Genomic DNA, 15,116 nt, shown 5'->3' on the forward strand with positions numbered 1-15,116 from the left:
GGTTACGCCTTGTCGACGTCTTCCCAACGCGGGCAGGTACGCTTGTCCGCGGGGATGTCCACCGCCTGATAGTTGGTCTTGTCGATCACGGTCGCCGGCAGCACGATCTCCGTCTTCACCGGCTGGTTGCGCAGCTTGCGAATCGCCGTCATCGTGCCGAGGCAGCCCTGGATGAAGCCGTTGTAGTCGCCCGTGGCGAGCAGCGTGCCGGCCTTGATCGCGTCGATCGCTTCCTTGGTGCCGTTGATGCCCGAGACCAGCGCCTTGCGATTCGCGCCCTGCAGCGCCTCGATCGCGCCGATCGCCATCGCATCGTTGGCCGCGAACACCGCATCGATCTGCGGATAAGACTGCATGAGGTTCTCCATCACCTGCAGCGCCTGCAGGCGTTGATAGTTCGCCGGTTGCGACGCCACGAGCTTGATGTTCGGGAACGCCTTCAGCGCGTCGCGCACGCCACGCGTGCGGTCGATGCTCGTCGCCGAGCCTTTCACGCCTTCGAGCAGGATCAGGTTGCCCTTGCCGCCCATGGCCTTGAACAGGTGCGTCGCGGTTTTGAGGCCCAGCTCGTAGTCGCTGGCGCCGACGAACGCGACGAAGTTGCCGACCTCGCTGCGGTCCGTCACGTTGACCACCGGAATGTTGGCCGCATTGATCTTCTTCACGCCCGGTCCCATCGCCTTGTAGTCCACGGGCACGAACACCACCGCATCGGCCTTCTTGATGATCACGTCCTCGATCTGGCTCATCTGCTCGGGAATGCTGTCGGGCTTGGTCGGGATGTAATGCGTGACCTTCGCGTTCAGGTCCTTCGCGGCCGCATCGGCGCCCTGGCGCAGCGCCTGGAAGTACGGGTTGGTCTGGTTCTTGGTAAACACGGCGATGCGTTCGCCATCGGCGTGGGCCGTGGACATCGCGAGCAGCGACAGCGCGGCGGCGGCGGCCATGGAAAGGCTCAGTGAGCAAAAGTGCTTGGGCATGTCTGTCTCCGTTGTAGTCGTGGTGTGAATCGAGGAATCAACGCGTGCCTGTCCGGCGACGCGACAGCGTGTCAAAGAACACCGCCAGCACGACGATCACGCCCGTCACCAGCGGCTGCCAGTTCGCGCTGATTGTCAGCAGGTTCATGCCGTTGAGCACGAGCGTCAGGATGATCGCGCCGATCAGCGTGCCGGACACGCGTCCGACGCCCCCGAACAGCGAGGTCCCGCCGATCAGCACGGCCGCGATCGCGGGCAGCGTCAGCGCCTCGCCGATATCCCCTTCGGCCGAGTTCAGCCGCGCCAGAAAGACGAGACTGGCCAGCCCGGCCATCGCGCCGCTGATGACGTAGACGAGGATCAGGCGACGGCCGACCGGCACGCCCGACAGCCGCGCCGCCACGGGATTGGCCCCGATCGCATAGATTTCCTGCCCGAACGTGGTCTTCTGCGCCACCGCGATCCCGACGAACAGGAACGCGAGCATCAGGAAGACGGGGATGGGCACGCCCCAGAGGTAGCCGCTGCCGATGGCGCGGAACGCGGGCGGGAAACCGTGGATCGTCTCGCCGGCCATGAACCAGTAGGTCAGGCCGTGAAGAACCCACAACATGCCGTATGTCGCGATGAACGGCGGAATGCGCAGCTTGGCGACCAGCAGCCCGTTGGCCAGCCCGATCAACGTGCCACAGCCGAGCCCCACGCCTACGCCCAGCAGCGGCGAACCCGTGGCCTTGATCACGCTGGCCGCGAGGCAGGCGGACATGGCGACGTTGGCGCCCACGGAGAGGTCGAGCCCGCCGGTGAGAATCACCAGCGTCAGCCCGGAAGCCAGCAGGAACAGCAGGCTCGCCTGACGCAACACGTTGATCAGATTGCCCGTCGTCAGGAATGCATCCGAGGCAATCGCCAGCAGGGCGCAGAGCACGCCCAGCGCGGCAAGGCGGTAAGCAAACGATCGCGCATCGGACGACAGCGACAGTGGCGCCCGCGCGCCAGCGGTGGTGAGGGTAGTCATGCGCGCTCCTTGTTCTTGAACGATTCGATCAGCAGCACGAGCAGCACGAGCAGGCCGATCGCCGCGACCTGCACCGCCGACGGCACGCCAAGCAGGTTCAGCCCGTTGCGCAGCACGCCCACGGCGAGCACGCCGAGCACGGTGCCGGGCAGCCAGCCATTGCCGCGATCGAACGTGGTGCCGCCCACGGCCACCGCCGCGATCGCATCGAACTCCATGCCGATGGCGGCCGTCGGATGGCCCGCATTCATGCGCGCCGTCAGCAACAGGGCGGCAATGCCGGCCATCACCCCGCCGAGCACGTAGACGGCAATCAGGTAACGATGGATGCTGACACCCGCGAACTTCAATGCCTCGCCGTTGCCGCCGAGCGCGAAGACATAGGCGCCGAAGCGCGTGCGGTAGAGCAGCCAGTGGAACAGCGCATAGCAAACGACGGCGATGTAGATCGGAATCGGGATGCCCAGCCATTCGCCCGCATAGAGGTCGGGGATTGCATCGGAGATGCCGACCACGCTCTGGCCATCGGTCAGCACGAGCGCAAGGCCCTGCGCGGCGCCTAGCGTGCCCAGCGTGGCCACGAACGGCGGAATGCCGAGGCCAGTGACCAGGCCGCCGTTGACGAGCCCGAAAGCGATGCCGACGCCCAGCGCCGCCAGCAGCGCGAGCGGGACGGAGCCCGTGGAGATGTTGACCATCGCCAGCACCACGCCGCAGAGCGTGAGCACCGCGCCGATCGACAGGTCGAGGCCTTCCGTCATGATGATCAGCGTCATCGGCAGCGCGATCAGCAGCAGGATGGTCGATTGCGTACCGACATTGAGCAGGTTGGCCATGCTCAGGAAACCGGGACCGAACACGCTGAAGGCGGCGATCAGCAACAGCAAGACCCATGCGGCGCCCGGCACGCGGCCAAGCATGCCGCCGCTTGGCAGGAGGGCGGGGGCGCCGCTGGCGGTGGGCTTGGAGACGGGAGTCAGCGTCATGGCATCGGGATGCAGGATGGCTTGTGGAGCGGGGCGGGTATCAGGCATGTCAGGCATCGTTCATCCCCAGTTGCAGAACGCTTTCTTCGGTCATTTGCGTGTAGTCGAGTTCGCCGGCGACCCGGCCCTCGCGCATCACGTACGTGCGATCGCAGACGTTGACGATCTCCGGCAGTTCGGAGCTGATCAACAGCACCGCGGCGCCGTCCTTCACGAGGCCGTCGATTAGCGCGAAGATCTCTGCCTTGGCGCCCACGTCGATCCCGCGCGTCGGCTCGTCGAAGATGAAGAGCTTCGACTCCGCGAGCAGCCATTTGCCGATGACGATCTTCTGCTGGTTGCCGCCCGACAGGTTCTGCGCGAGCTGGTCGCCATTCGGCGTGGCAATACGCAGGCGCTCGATCTCGCGCGCGGACATCACGTCGGCCTTGCGGCCGCTGTACCAGCGCGCCGGAAACGCCCGACCCAGTCCCGCGAGCATCAGGTTGTCGCGGACGGTGCGGATCAGCGCGAGACCTTCCGTCTTGCGGCTCTCCGGAATCAGCGCTGCGCCGAGCGCGCGGGCCTTTTCGGGGCCGCCGGTCATCGGCTTGCCGAAGATGCGGATCTCGCCTTCGCGGATCGCATCGGCGCCGAAGATCGCGCGCGCCACTTCGCTGCGGCCCGAGCCGACCAGCCCCGCCAGACCGACGATCTCGCCGGCACGCACGTTCAGGTCGATGCCTTCGATACCGTTGGCCGCGCTCACGCCGCGGACCTCGAGCGCAAGCTCGCCGGTGGGACCGCCGCGCGTGCGCTGGTAAGTCATGTCGACCTTGCGGCCGACCATGCGGGCGACCAGTTCGTCGGGCGTGGCATCGCCGGGCAAATAGCTGCCGACCTTGCGGCCGTCGCGCATGACCGTAATACGATCGCCGAGCGCGAAGACCTCGGCCATGCGATGCGAGATGTAGATCAGCGACACGCCATCGGCCTTGAGCTTGCCGATGACCTCGAACAGCCGCTCGGTCTCGCGATCGGAGAGCGCGGCGGTCGGCTCGTCGAGCACGAGGATGCGCGCGTTCTGCGAGAGCGCCTTGGCGATCTCGATCATCTGCTGCTGCGCCACGCCGAGTTCGTGCACGAGCGTATGCGTCGGCAGGTCCATGCCCAGCAGGTCGAGCAATCGGCGGGCCTCTGCATGCATCGCCTTGTGATCGACCGATCCCGGCAGCCAGCCGCGCGGCTCGCGGCCAAGGAAGATGTTCTGCGCGATGTTCAGGTAGGGAACGAGCGAGAACTCCTGAAAGATCACCGCGATGCCAAGCCGCATCGTATCGGCGGGGCTGGCCACGGCCACGGGCTGGCCCTTGTAATGGAACTCGCCGGCATCGGCCACATAGACGCCGCACAGCACCTTCATCAGCGACGACTTGCCCGCGCCATTCTCGCCGAGCAGCATATGGACTTCGCCCGGATACACCGAGAAAGACACGTCGTCGAGCGCCTTGACGCCGGGGAACGATTTCGAGATGCCGCGCATCTCCAGTAATGGGGCGCCCGTGGGCGGGGCGTCGCAGATGGCGTTCATGGTCTCCTCCTACTGATGGGTATGGTCCTGCAGCAGCCGTTCACCCGATGCGCGCAGGGTCGCCAGGACGGATGGCAGTCCGTCGGCCAGCAGCGTGCCATGGCGCTTGCGCGCCACGCCGGCCACAAACACGCTGTCGATATTGGCGAGGCTCGCCTGCATCACGACCGCGCTCACGGGGTCGTGTAGCGGGAACATGTTCAGGCGCCGCGCATCGATCATCACGAGGTCCGCCTGCTTGCCCGGCGCGAGCGAGCCGATGCGGTCGGCCAGGCCGAGCATCCGCGCGCCTTCCACGGTGATCCACGACAGGGCATCGGCAACGCTCACGCCGTGCTGGGCGGCAATGCCATCGTGCGTGTTGCGGTACTCGGCGTGATCGAGCGCGCGCTGCACGCCGAGGGCCATGCGCGCAGCGATGAACATCTCGCCGGACAGCCCGGACTCGAGATCGACCCCGAGCGACGGCGCGGCACCCAGCGCGCGCAACCGTCCCGTGATCGGAAAGCCGTGCCCCTGCGTGAGTTCGTTCTCCGGCGTGACCGAGAAGCTCATGCCCGCATCGACGAACCGGGCCAGCTGCGCGTCCGTCAGGTTGTTGCCGTGGACAATGTTGATGTGCGGCCCGAGAAGCCCCGCCGCTTCGAGGCGATCCCAGCCCTCGGGCGTGCGGGCCGCGCCACCGCCCTGATGCATGCTCGCGATCAGGCCGAACTCCTTCGCCAGCCGGAAGTCGTGCAACGCCACATCCATCGTCGAATAATGCGGCCCGAGTATGGCGAGGCCGAGGCTCACCAGCGCGTGGCCCTGCAACCGGCGCGCGATACGTTCGACTTCGGCGCGCGGGTGCGGCGTCTCCCAGAACGGCGCGACGCCCGGCCTGGGATCGGGCTTGGGCGAACCATGGAAGAACGCGGCGCGGATGCCGGACGCTTGCAGCGCATCGATGGCGGCGTCGCTGTGCGCGGGCGTGGGATTGTTGTGGCACCAATCGACGAGCGTCGTCGTGCCGCAATCGAGCTGGTTCCAGGCGCCGGCCAGCGTGGCGATGTGGATGTCTTCCGGTGTAAAGCGCGTCGCGAGCCCGGCATGCATCTGCCGGAAGTATTCGGTCAGCGTCCAGCCTGCGGCGACACCGCGCAAGGCGGTCTGCCACGTGTGCATGTGGGCGTTGATGAAGCCGGGCGTGACGATGAACCCGTCGGCGTCGATGACGGTCGCGCCGCTGGCTTCCGTGGCGGCATCGAGCTTCGCCCCGATGGCCGCGATGCGGTCGCGGTCGACCAGCAGATCGCCGGTCATCACGCCGCACGGGTCGCCATTTCTGGCTTCCATCGTGACGAGCGTTGCCCCGCGGATTAGCGTTCGCGTCATCGTCTTTGTCTCCTCGTCCGGCATCGTGTCGGCCGGTTGGAAAGCAGTCTATACTCCGCGAAACTGAAAAAGAATGAGCGTGGAAGGAAATCTTTCTTCCGCCCAGCGAGAAAATCGCGAGAAAATCCACGGGGAGACAGCGCATGGACCGATGGACCGAAATCGAGCTATTCGTGCAGACGGCGGAGCTCGGCAGCCTGACCCGGGCCGCCGAGAATCTTGAAATGTCGAACGCGGCGGCAAGCCGGTATCTGAACTCGCTCGAACGCCGGTTATCGGCGCGGTTGATCGAGCGCAGCACGCGGCGGCTTTACCTGACGCAGGTGGGAGAACAGTTCTTCCGGCGATGCAAGGAACTGCTCGCGGAGATGAAAGAGGCGGAGGCGGATGTCAGCGCCAACGTGCTGGAGCCCGGCGGGACGCTGACGGTCACCGCCTCGCTGTCGTTCTCGATGATCCATATCGCGCCGCTGCTGCCGGAGTTTACGGCGCGCTATCCGAAGGTCAGCGTCAATATCATCGCCGCCAACCGCTATTACGACATCATGGACAGCGGCATCGACCTCGCGATTCGGACGCGCGAGTTCGAGCCCGACTCGAACCTCACGGTCCGTCGGCTGGCGCAGACGCGGCGCATCCTCGCTGCATCGCCGAAGTACCTCGACCAGCGCGGCATGCCGCGCACGGTGGAGGACCTCGCCAATCACGCGATGCTGATCTATTCGTATGCCAACCGGCCCAACGAGCTGATCTTTACGCGCGGGGGCGAGGAAGATCGGGAAACACGGGTGATCAACGTCCGCAGCACATTCGAGTCGAACGACGGACAGGTGCTGCGCGCGGCCGCGCTGAAGGGCATGGGCATCCTGGTGCAACCCAAGTACATCCTCTACGACGACATCGTCGCGGGCCGGCTGGTGCCCGTGCTGGACGAATGGGACCTGCCGCGGCTGACCGTCAACATTGCCTTCCAGAACAGGGCGCATCTGCCCGCGCGGATCCGCCTGTTCATCGAGTTTCTGGTCGATAACTTCCGCCGCATGGACTACGAGCGGAAGTGGACGAGCTGAAGGTGGCTCATGAAGGCAGCTCCCCTTGGTTCGCTCAACCCGGCAGCCCTGCCGCGCGTGCGGCGGACTTGATCACCGCCGCATAATCGTCCCCGGCGAAACCCTGCGCCGCAGCCCCCTGCAGCATCTGCCCAAGCAGGGCGGTCAGCCCCATCGGCACCCGAAGGTCGGCCCCGGCATCGAGAATCAGGCCCACGTCCTTGAGCATCTGATCGACGGTAAACGTCGGCGTGTAGTCATGCACCGACAACTGCACGGACTTCGCCTTGACGATCGGCGAGGCGACGGCGCTCGCGCCGATCACGTCCCACATGGCCTGCCAGTCGAGTCCGCCTTTCTGGCCGAGCGTCAGCGCTTCCGCGAGCATGCCGGAAGTCAGGCCAATGAGCAGATTGATCACCAGCTTCATCAGGCGCGCCTGCTCGCCATCGCCGAGATAGAACTGCGTCGGGCCGAAGAGGGCGAGCAGCGGTTGCACGCGTTCGTAAGCGCGAGCGGGGCCGGACACCATCGACGTCAGCTTTGCCGCTTCCGCCATATGATTGTTGCCCGACACGGTCACGCGCAGATAGCCGATGTCGCGCGCGGCGAGGGTTTCGGCCGCGACCGCTGAGGCGGTCGGGGAGATCGTGCTCGTATCGATATAGAGGGCGCCCGGCCGCGCGGCGGCCGCGACCTGGGTGGCTACCGCGGCGAAAGCGGCGTCATGCGGCATCGAACTGAAGGTCGCCTCGGCGCCGCCGACGGCCTCCGCGAGCGAGGCCGCGACGGTCAGGCCCGCGGCGCGCGCGGCATCCGTCTGGGCCGGCGCGATATCGAACACCACCACCTCGTGACCGCCGTTGGCCAGATGCCGGGCCATCGGCAATCCCATCTTGCCGGTCCCCACGAATGCAATCTTCATTTGTCTCGCTCCTCTTATGTACTGTTGTGTATCTAGCGTGGCCGGGTGCCGGCATAGGCGGCCTGGATCAGCGCCCGCAACGGCTCGCGTTCGATCGCGCGCGGATTCCAGTACGGATTCGCCAACGCCCGCTCGAGCGCGACGTCGATATCCGCCTCGCCCATCCCGATATCCCGCAAGGCCACGGGCGCGCCATGATGCGCGGCCATGTCGAACAGCCTTGCCGGCACCTCTTCCGCGCTGCCGCCGATAGCCCGCGCGATACGGGCCATCGCCTCCGGGACCGCCACCGCGTTATAGGCGAGCGCATGCGGCAGCACGATCGTATGCGTCTCGGCATGCGGCAGGTCGAAGCTGCCGCCGATCGTATGGCACAACTTGTGGTGCAGGGCCATGCCAACATTGCCGAGCACGGTGCCGCACAACCACGCCCCATACAGGCACTGCGCGCGCCCATCGGCGTCTCGCGGGTTAGCCATCACCGCCGGAATGCCCTCGAACAGCGCCCGGATCCCTTCCTCGGCCATCAGCGACATGACGGGGTTCGCATCGCGGGCATAGAGACCCTCGGCCGCGTGAGCAATAGCATTCAGTCCGCTCGTCACGGTCAGCTGGGCCGGCAGGTCGTAGGTCAGTTCGGGGTCATAGATCACGGTGCGCGCGAGCACGCGCAGGTCGCGCCCGGTCCGCTTCTGGCCGCCTTCGGTCAGCCCATAGATCGGCGTCATCTCGGAGCCGGCGTAGCTGGTCGGGATGGCGATGTACGGCAGACCGGTATCCAGCGCAATGGCCTTGGCGAGCCCGGTCGTCGAACCGCCGCCAATCGCCACCATGCAGTCGGCGCCGGCCGTTTTGGCCTTTGCCACGGCCTGGCGGGCGACTTCGATGGGCACGTGCATGACCGCGCCCGCATGGACGCCGGCACTGCGCTCCCCTAGCCGCGCCGCCACTTGTTCGGCGGCGTCGGCCTGATTGGGCGTGCTCAGGACCAGCGCCCGGGCGCCGCCGAGCCGTTCCACCTCGTCCGCCACCTGGCGCACGCTACCCGCCCCGAACACGACACGTGCCGCATGGGCTTCGTATGTAAAGCTCTGCATGGTTTTGATATCCGCTATGAGTCGTCTGTCTCCGCCTGAGACCTTATATTTCCTGCCGGTGGAAGGAAACAGCGCGAGAGAAAAACAGTCTTCAGGCTGGCGGAAAAATCCCACCCTATCCCATCGCATGATTTCGCTTGCCCGCGCATGTGCCTATGCTTGCGGCCAGAGCCCTCCCAGACCAGATCGCCGCCATGCCGACCAGCACCCCCTCCGTTCCCGTCACGCCCACCGCTTCGGGCTTCGCCGTCCCAGCGTCCGCCATGGGCATCGTGCTCGGCATGGCCGGGCTCGGCAACTGCTGGCGCGTCGCGCATACGCTCTGGGGCGCGAACCCGGTCGTATCCGACGTCATCTTCGCGGTGACGACCGTCATCTGGGGCATCCTCGTCCTGGCGTTCGCCTCCAAATGGCTCACGCACCGCGCGGAAGCGATGGCCGAGGCGCGGCACCCCGTGGCCTGCTGTTTCATCGGGCTGATCCCCGTCGCCACGATGCTGGTCGCCGTCTGGCTCCACGGCTACGTACCGGCGCTCGGCACCGCGCTGATCGTGATCGGCGCGGCGGCCCAGCTCGGGTTCTCGACCTACCGCAGCGGCGGCATGATGCGCGGCGGGCGCAAGCTTGGCGATACCACGGCGGTCATGTATCTCCCGACCGTGGCCGGTAACTTCGTCTCGGCCATCGCCTTGAGCACGCTGGGCTGGGCCGACCTGGCCAAACTGTTTTTCGGCGCCGGGCTGTTTTCCTGGCTGGCGATCGAATCGATCCTGACCTATCGCCTCTATCTCGGCGATGAACTGCCGCCTGCCATCCGTCCGACGCTCGGTATCCAGCTGGCGCCGCCGGTCGTTGGCGCCGTGGCCTATCTGGCCGTGACCGGCGGCACCCTCGACTGGCCGTTCTACGCCATGTTCGGCTACGGGCTACTCCAGTTCCTCTTTCTGGCACGCCTGGCAGGCTGGTTTTCCGCCTCTGGCGCCACGCCGTCCTTCTGGGCGTTCAGTTTCGGCGTCACCGCGCTCGGGCTGGCCTGCCTCCGCGCCGCAACGCTGGCGCCGGCGTCCCTGTTCGCAACCCTGGCATTGCCGCTGTTCATGTTCGTCAACGTGTTCATCGCGGCCCTGTTCCTGATGACCCTGCGCCTGCTCTGGCAAGGCCGCCTGTTCCGCCGGACCGCCTGACCGGGGCTGGCCGGAGCGGACCCGGACGCAAGCCGGTGTCGGACGGGGACCGATGGCGGCCCCGTCCCGGAAGCGTGCACAATGCGCAATGCGCGCCGCTGTCCGGCTGGCGTGCCATCCACGCTCGGGTAGCGCAAGGGGTATTCATGGCCGATTCGACAGGTTCCACGGGCCTGCATCACAAGACGTTCCTGCTTCTGCTCGCCGCCGTTACCATCGCGTTCTTCTGGATCCTGCTGCCGTTCTACGGCGCGGTGTTCTGGGGCGCGGTGCTGGCGATCATCTTCGCGCCACTGCAGCGCTGGCTCGTCGCGCGGTTGAAAGGGCGGGCGAATATCGCGTCGCTGCTTACGTTGCTCCTCGTGCTGTTGCTGGTGATCCTGCCGCTGACGCTGATCTCGATCTCGCTTGTCAACGAGGGGATCAACCTGTACGAGAGCATCAAGTCGGGGCAGATCAACTTCGGCGTCTATTTCCAGCGCGCGGTCGATGCGCTGCCGCCGTATTTCCGGGAGCTGCTGTCGCGCTTCGACGTGCAGAGCCTGTCGGATCTGCAACAGAAACTCAGCGCGAGCGCGATGCAGACCAGCCAGTTCCTCGCGACGCGGGCGCTGAGCATCGGCCAGAACACGGCGCATATGCTGATCGGCTTCGGCATCATGATGTACCTGCTGTTCTTCCTGCTCCGCGACGGGCCGCAACTGTCGCGGCGCGTGCGCATCGCGGTGCCACTGAGCACCGCGCACAAGCAGCATCTGATCAAGAAGTTCACGATGGTCGTGCGCGCGACGGTCAAGGGCAACATCGCGGTGGCGGTGGTGCAGGGGACGCTCGGTGGCGTAATCTTCGCGGTGCTCGGCATCCAGGGGTCGCTGCTCTGGGGCGCCATCATGGCGTTCCTGTCGCTGCTGCCGGCCGTGGGCGCCGCGCTGATCTGGCTGCCCGTGGCCGTGTACTTCCTGCTCACCGGCGATCTTGTGAAGGGATTCGTGCTGATTGGCTTCGGCACGCTTGTCATCGGCATGGTCGATAACGTGCTGCGCCCGATTCTCGTGGGCAAGGACACGCAGATGCCGGACTACGTCGTGCTGATCTCGACGCTGGGCGGCATGGCGCTGTTCGGTCTCAACGGCTTTGTCATCGGACCGCTGGTCGCGGCACTGTTCATTGCCTGCTGGGACCTGCACAGCATTGGCGAGGGCGCGCCGCCCGAGACGCTGCGCGAGGAGGCACGGTCCGGCGCGGCGAGGGAGGAAGCGCGGGAAGCACGGAAAGCGCTGGCGGTGGAGGATCGCACCAGCGACCGCGCCAACGACAGGGCGACGACCGACTGAGCGTCAGGCGCACAGGTCGAGGCAGAAGTCGAGAAACGCCTCGACCGCCGCGGGCGGCAACCGGCGCGAGGGCCGCACGATATAGAGCGGAAACGTCTCGCCCGGCCAGTCCGGAAACAGATCCACGAGCGCGCCGCTGGTCATCAGCGGCTGCACGCTCAGCGCGAGCACCTGCGCGATGCCGGCGCCCGCCAGGCACGCACCGATCAGCGTATCGCCATCCGACAGGGTCAGCCGGCCCTTTGTCTCGACCGTGATGGTCTCCTTGCCGCGCATGAACAGCCATTCGAACGGCTTGCCGCGTTGCGGATCGATGAACTGGATGCAATCGTGCTCGACGAGCTTGCGCGGCGTCTTCGGCTGTCCGTACTGGCGGAGGTAGGCGGGCGATGCCACCGTGAGCACCCGTGTGTCGAGCAGCTTGCGCGACGTCATGCCCGACGATCGCGGCTGGCCGAAGCGCACCGCCATATCGACACCGGCGGCGACGAGGTCGGAGGAGTCGGGCAACGTCACCGTCGTCAGTTCCACTTCCGGGTAGCGCTGCGTGAATCTTCCCAATGCGGGGGCCAGCACGTGCCGCGCGAAGATCGGATTCAGGCTCACACGCAACGCCCCCCGCACGTTCGTGGCGGCGCCGGACACCGCGTTCGCGGCTTCCTCGATACCGGACAGATGCGGCGCGGCCAGTTCGTAGAGGCGCGCGCCTTCGCTCGTCAGATGCAGCGCGCGCGTGGTGCGGTCGAGCAACCGCACGCCGATTCGCTCTTCGAGCCGCGAGACCGCGCGGCTCACCCCCGATGCCGATAGGCCTAGCACCTCGCTTGCCCGCGTGAAGCTGCCGGTCTCGACCACGGCGGCCAGCACGCTCATCCCCGACAACACACCCGCGCGTGGATTCATGACTTTTCGCAAAGATGATTTGAGAGCCCCTATCTTAATCAAAAGTCATCCGAACCCTAATCTTGGCTCCAACGACGCCCGCACCGGGTGCCGGCTTACCGAAACCATTCGCTGGAGCGCAACCATGTCCCATATCCAACGCACGCTGTTCAAAGGCGGCACCGTCCTCACGATGGATGCCAATGTTCCCAATCTCGCCGTGGGCGACGTCCTCGTCGAGGATGACCGCATCGCGATGGTCGGCGAGGAGATCGTCTCGGCCGACGCGCGGGTCATCGACGCCACGGGGACCATCGTCATGCCGGGGCTGATCGACGCGCACCACCATGCGTGGCTTGGCGTCATGCGCCGCCTGATGCCGAACGTGGACGACCTGTTCGCCTATATCGACGTCGCCGCCGAAACGCTCGGCGTGCACTATCGCCCCGAGGACATGTATGCGAGCACGCGGCTGACCGCCGTGGCCTCGCTCGATGCTGGCATCACGACGATCATCGACGCCTGCCACAGTTCGCGCAGCCCGCTGCATACCGATGCCGCGCTCGATGCACTGGAAGCGTCTGGCATCCGCGCGCTGCATATGGTCGGCGCGGCGATGGACAAGCGCGCCTCCAATGCGCATCTGCCGCACGATCTCGAGCGGCTGGCCCGGCGTTGGAACGGGATGGGGAGCCGTGTGCAGGTGGGGCTGTTCGGGCAGTTCAACCTCGAATGGTGGCAGGCCGCGCGGCGGCTCGACATGCGGATCCTGACCGAATTCATCGGCGACCTTGCGAAGCTCGGGCCGGAGTTCGCGGCGCCGGGGGTGCTCGGCGCGCACAACATCTTCAACCACTGCACGCGATTGCCGGCCGAGACATGGCAACTGCTGGCCGCGGCGGGCGTCAACGTGACCATTAATCCGCGGTCGGATGCCTTGTTCGGCTTCGACGACGACCGGTTTGCGTGGCAGCAGGCTGTCGATCTCGGGCTCAAGCCCGCCATTGGCATCGACCTCGATACGGCGTTCGGCAGCGACCTGTTCGGGGAGATGCATGCGCTGTTCGGACAGCAGCGCTCGGCCATGCGCTATCGCCGCTTTCGAGGCGAGGCCGACGTGCCCGCGCCGATCTCGGTGCAGGCCGTGCTGGAATCCGCGACGGTCAACGGCGCGCGGGCGGCGGGCCTGTCCCATGCGATTGGCTCGCTGACGCCGGGGAAGCAGGCGGACATCATCATGGTCCGGACAGACGGGGTCGCCGTGTTCCCCGTGGCGGACGCGGTGGGCACCATCGTGCAGGCGGTCGAACGCTCGGACGTCGATACGGTGATGGTCGCCGGGAAGCTGCGAAAGCAGGGCGGCCGGCTCATCGATGTCGATGTCGCGAAACTCCAATCCGAAGCGATTGCGTCGCGCGATTACCTGCTGGATGCGAGCGGCTACCGGACGTCGCTGTTCGCCAGCGCTTGAGGGGGGAGTCCGTCATGCCGACATCGATCATCGAACCCGCACGCGGCACGGCGCCCGCGGCGGGGCATCTCCGCCGGCCATCCGTGGCCGTCATCGCCGCGCTGTTCGCCGGCTACCTCGCTGTGGGCCTGCCGCTGCCCGTCATGCCGCTGTTCGTGCACGACAAGCTCGGCTTCAGCAACGTCATCGTAGGCCTCGTCATCGGCATTCAGTTTCTCGCCACGGTGCTGACGCGGGGCTACGCGGGCGCGGTCGCGGACCGGAAGGGCGGCAAGCGCGCGGCGCTGCAGGGCGCGGCGTTCTGCGCGTTGGGCGGCCTGCTGTACGCCGCGGCGGCGCTGCCCGCGCTGACCCCGGCCGCGAGCCTCGCGATCATCGCAACCGGCCGGCTCGCGGCGGGGTTCGGCGAGAGCCAGTTCGTCACGGGCTGCGTCTCATGGTCGATCGCCTCGGTCGGCGCGCAGCGCGCGGGCCTGTCGATGTCGTGGACGGGCATCGCGATGTTCGCCGCCCTGGCCATCGGGGCGCCGGCCGGCATGGCGCTCTACCAGCAATGGGGCTTCCAGACCGCAATGGCCGCCTGCGCGGCGGCACCCGCGGTGGCCGCCGCCATCGCCGTCGCCGCACGCCCTTATCACGCGGCCGGCGGCCAGCGCTTGCCATTCCGTCGCGTGATCGCGCAGATCTGGCGCGAAGGGCTGGGTTTGATGCTGCAGGGCGTAGGCCTCGCGGGGCTCACGGCATTCGCGTCGCTGTACTTCGCGGCCCGCCACTGGGGCAATGCGGGCCTCGTCATGACCGCCTTTGGCATCGGCTTCATCGCGGTGCGCCTCGTGGCGGGCCACCTGCCCGACAAGATCGGCGGCTACCGGGTGGCGCTATGCTCGCTCGCCATCGAAGCCGGCGGCCAACTGATGGTGTGGGCCGCCACGCAGGAAGCGATGGCGCTGGCTGGCGCGCTGGTGACGGGGCTCGGCTGCGCGCTGATCTTCCCGGCCCTCGGCGTGGAAGCCCTCAAGCGCGTGCCGCCCGCCAACCGAGGCAGCGCGATGGGCGCGTTCGTCGCGTTCCTCGACATTGCATACGGCGTCTCGGGTCCGCTTGCCGGCATGATCGCGGCCCGAGCAGGCTACGCGGCGGTCTACCTGTGCGGCGCGGCATGCGCGGCGCTAGGCGGCGCGCTCGTCTTCGCCGCCAGCAGGCAGCAGCACTGAGCGCCAGCTAATCTCCATGAATCTGTCTTAGC

The 15,116-nt window shown here is 66.8% G+C and carries 13 protein-coding genes; 5 read left to right on the plus strand and 8 right to left on the minus strand.

What is annotated here, in order from left to right; translation table 11 throughout:
• Positions 1 to 2 precede the first annotated feature (2 nt).
• The 5 genes from KHP16_RS13570 to KHP16_RS13590 are packed head-to-tail and all read right to left on the minus strand — an operon-like array spanning position 3 to position 5,928.
• Entirely contained in the window at positions 3 to 980 is a 978-nt protein-coding gene (locus KHP16_RS13570; RefSeq protein WP_211960392.1) for a sugar ABC transporter substrate-binding protein, read from the minus strand.
• A 37-nt stretch (positions 981 to 1,017) separates the two neighbouring features.
• On the minus strand, positions 1,018 to 1,998 hold the full coding sequence (locus KHP16_RS13575) for an ABC transporter permease (protein ID WP_121492665.1): 981 nt from the start codon (positions 1,996 to 1,998) through the stop codon (positions 1,018 to 1,020).
• A complete protein-coding gene (locus KHP16_RS13580; protein WP_244835791.1) occupies positions 1,995 to 3,032 on the minus strand; it encodes an ABC transporter permease in 1,038 nt (345 codons plus the stop codon). The genes KHP16_RS13575 and KHP16_RS13580 overlap by 4 nt, the downstream gene beginning before the upstream one ends.
• A gap of 1 nt (position 3,033) precedes the next feature.
• Positions 3,034 to 4,554 carry a sugar ABC transporter ATP-binding protein gene (locus KHP16_RS13585; RefSeq protein WP_109584362.1) on the minus strand — a complete coding sequence of 507 codons (1,521 nt, stop codon included), beginning with the start codon at positions 4,552 to 4,554 and terminating at the stop codon, positions 3,034 to 3,036.
• Positions 4,555 to 4,563: 9 nt separating this feature from the next.
• Positions 4,564 to 5,928 (minus strand): amidohydrolase family protein, encoded by a 1,365-nt coding sequence (locus tag KHP16_RS13590; protein WP_211960393.1) that lies wholly within the window; start codon positions 5,926 to 5,928, stop codon positions 4,564 to 4,566.
• A gap of 143 nt (positions 5,929 to 6,071) precedes the next feature.
• On the opposite strand from KHP16_RS13590, the gene KHP16_RS13595 reads away from it, so the two are divergent.
• Positions 6,072 to 6,998: a LysR family transcriptional regulator gene (locus KHP16_RS13595; RefSeq protein ID WP_211960394.1), complete on the plus strand. Its 927-nt coding sequence runs from the start codon at positions 6,072 to 6,074 to the stop codon at positions 6,996 to 6,998.
• Between the two features lie 34 nt (positions 6,999 to 7,032).
• On the opposite strand, the gene KHP16_RS13600 is transcribed toward KHP16_RS13595, so the two are convergent.
• Positions 7,033 to 7,902 (minus strand): NAD(P)-dependent oxidoreductase, encoded by an 870-nt coding sequence (locus KHP16_RS13600; RefSeq protein ID WP_179593639.1) that lies wholly within the window; start codon positions 7,900 to 7,902, stop codon positions 7,033 to 7,035.
• Between the two features lie 32 nt (positions 7,903 to 7,934).
• A complete protein-coding gene (locus KHP16_RS13605; RefSeq protein ID WP_211960395.1) occupies positions 7,935 to 8,999 on the minus strand; it encodes a maleylacetate reductase in 1,065 nt (354 codons plus the stop codon).
• Between the two features lie 194 nt (positions 9,000 to 9,193).
• Between KHP16_RS13605 and tehA the strand changes: the two genes are divergently transcribed.
• Both tehA and KHP16_RS13615 read left to right on the plus strand, forming a co-directional pair.
• The gene (gene tehA, locus KHP16_RS13610) at positions 9,194 to 10,183 is read left to right on the plus strand and encodes a dicarboxylate transporter/tellurite-resistance protein TehA (protein WP_211960396.1); all 990 of its coding nucleotides are present in this window, start codon (positions 9,194 to 9,196) and stop codon (positions 10,181 to 10,183) included.
• Between the two features lie 146 nt (positions 10,184 to 10,329).
• Positions 10,330 to 11,517, plus strand: a complete 1,188-nt coding sequence (locus KHP16_RS13615) for an AI-2E family transporter (RefSeq protein ID WP_109584357.1) — start codon at positions 10,330 to 10,332, stop codon at positions 11,515 to 11,517.
• A gap of 3 nt (positions 11,518 to 11,520) precedes the next feature.
• On the opposite strand, the gene KHP16_RS13620 is transcribed toward KHP16_RS13615, so the two are convergent.
• Complete coding sequence (locus tag KHP16_RS13620) at positions 11,521 to 12,420, minus strand: LysR family transcriptional regulator (protein ID WP_115954575.1); 900 nt, start codon at positions 12,418 to 12,420, stop codon at positions 11,521 to 11,523.
• A 124-nt stretch (positions 12,421 to 12,544) separates the two neighbouring features.
• On the opposite strand from KHP16_RS13620, the gene KHP16_RS13625 reads away from it, so the two are divergent.
• Positions 12,545 to 13,870, plus strand: coding sequence for an amidohydrolase family protein (locus KHP16_RS13625; RefSeq protein ID WP_211960397.1), 1,326 nt, complete (start codon positions 12,545 to 12,547; stop codon positions 13,868 to 13,870).
• Between the two features lie 14 nt (positions 13,871 to 13,884).
• A complete protein-coding gene (locus tag KHP16_RS13630; RefSeq protein ID WP_179593636.1) occupies positions 13,885 to 15,084 on the plus strand; it encodes an arabinose transporter in 1,200 nt (399 codons plus the stop codon).
• Positions 15,085 to 15,116 lie beyond the last annotated feature (32 nt).

It is taken from the genome of Cupriavidus plantarum (assembly GCF_905397285.1).
Taxonomy (GTDB): domain Bacteria; phylum Pseudomonadota; class Gammaproteobacteria; order Burkholderiales; family Burkholderiaceae; genus Cupriavidus; species Cupriavidus plantarum.

Excerpts from the sequence above, each read along its gene's own strand:
- KHP16_RS13570 (WP_211960392.1), bottom strand. The coding sequence starts at position 980 with ATGCCCAAGCACTTTTGCTCACTGAGCCTTTCCATGGCCGCCGCCGCC.
- KHP16_RS13575 (WP_121492665.1), bottom strand. The coding sequence starts at position 1,998 with ATGACTACCCTCACCACCGCTGGCGCGCGGGCGCCACTGTCGCTGTCG.
- KHP16_RS13580 (WP_244835791.1), bottom strand. The coding sequence starts at position 3,032 with ATGCCTGATACCCGCCCCGCTCCACAAGCCATCCTGCATCCCGATGCC.
- KHP16_RS13585 (WP_109584362.1), bottom strand. The coding sequence starts at position 4,554 with ATGAACGCCATCTGCGACGCCCCGCCCACGGGCGCCCCATTACTGGAG.
- KHP16_RS13590 (WP_211960393.1), bottom strand. The coding sequence starts at position 5,928 with ATGACGCGAACGCTAATCCGCGGGGCAACGCTCGTCACGATGGAAGCC.
- KHP16_RS13595 (WP_211960394.1), top strand. The coding sequence starts at position 6,072 with ATGGACCGATGGACCGAAATCGAGCTATTCGTGCAGACGGCGGAGCTC.
- KHP16_RS13600 (WP_179593639.1), bottom strand. The coding sequence starts at position 7,902 with ATGAAGATTGCATTCGTGGGGACCGGCAAGATGGGATTGCCGATGGCC.
- KHP16_RS13605 (WP_211960395.1), bottom strand. The coding sequence starts at position 8,999 with ATGCAGAGCTTTACATACGAAGCCCATGCGGCACGTGTCGTGTTCGGG.
- tehA (WP_211960396.1), top strand. The coding sequence starts at position 9,194 with ATGCCGACCAGCACCCCCTCCGTTCCCGTCACGCCCACCGCTTCGGGC.
- KHP16_RS13615 (WP_109584357.1), top strand. The coding sequence starts at position 10,330 with ATGGCCGATTCGACAGGTTCCACGGGCCTGCATCACAAGACGTTCCTG.
- KHP16_RS13620 (WP_115954575.1), bottom strand. The coding sequence starts at position 12,420 with ATGAATCCACGCGCGGGTGTGTTGTCGGGGATGAGCGTGCTGGCCGCC.
- KHP16_RS13625 (WP_211960397.1), top strand. The coding sequence starts at position 12,545 with ATGTCCCATATCCAACGCACGCTGTTCAAAGGCGGCACCGTCCTCACG.
- KHP16_RS13630 (WP_179593636.1), top strand. The coding sequence starts at position 13,885 with ATGCCGACATCGATCATCGAACCCGCACGCGGCACGGCGCCCGCGGCG.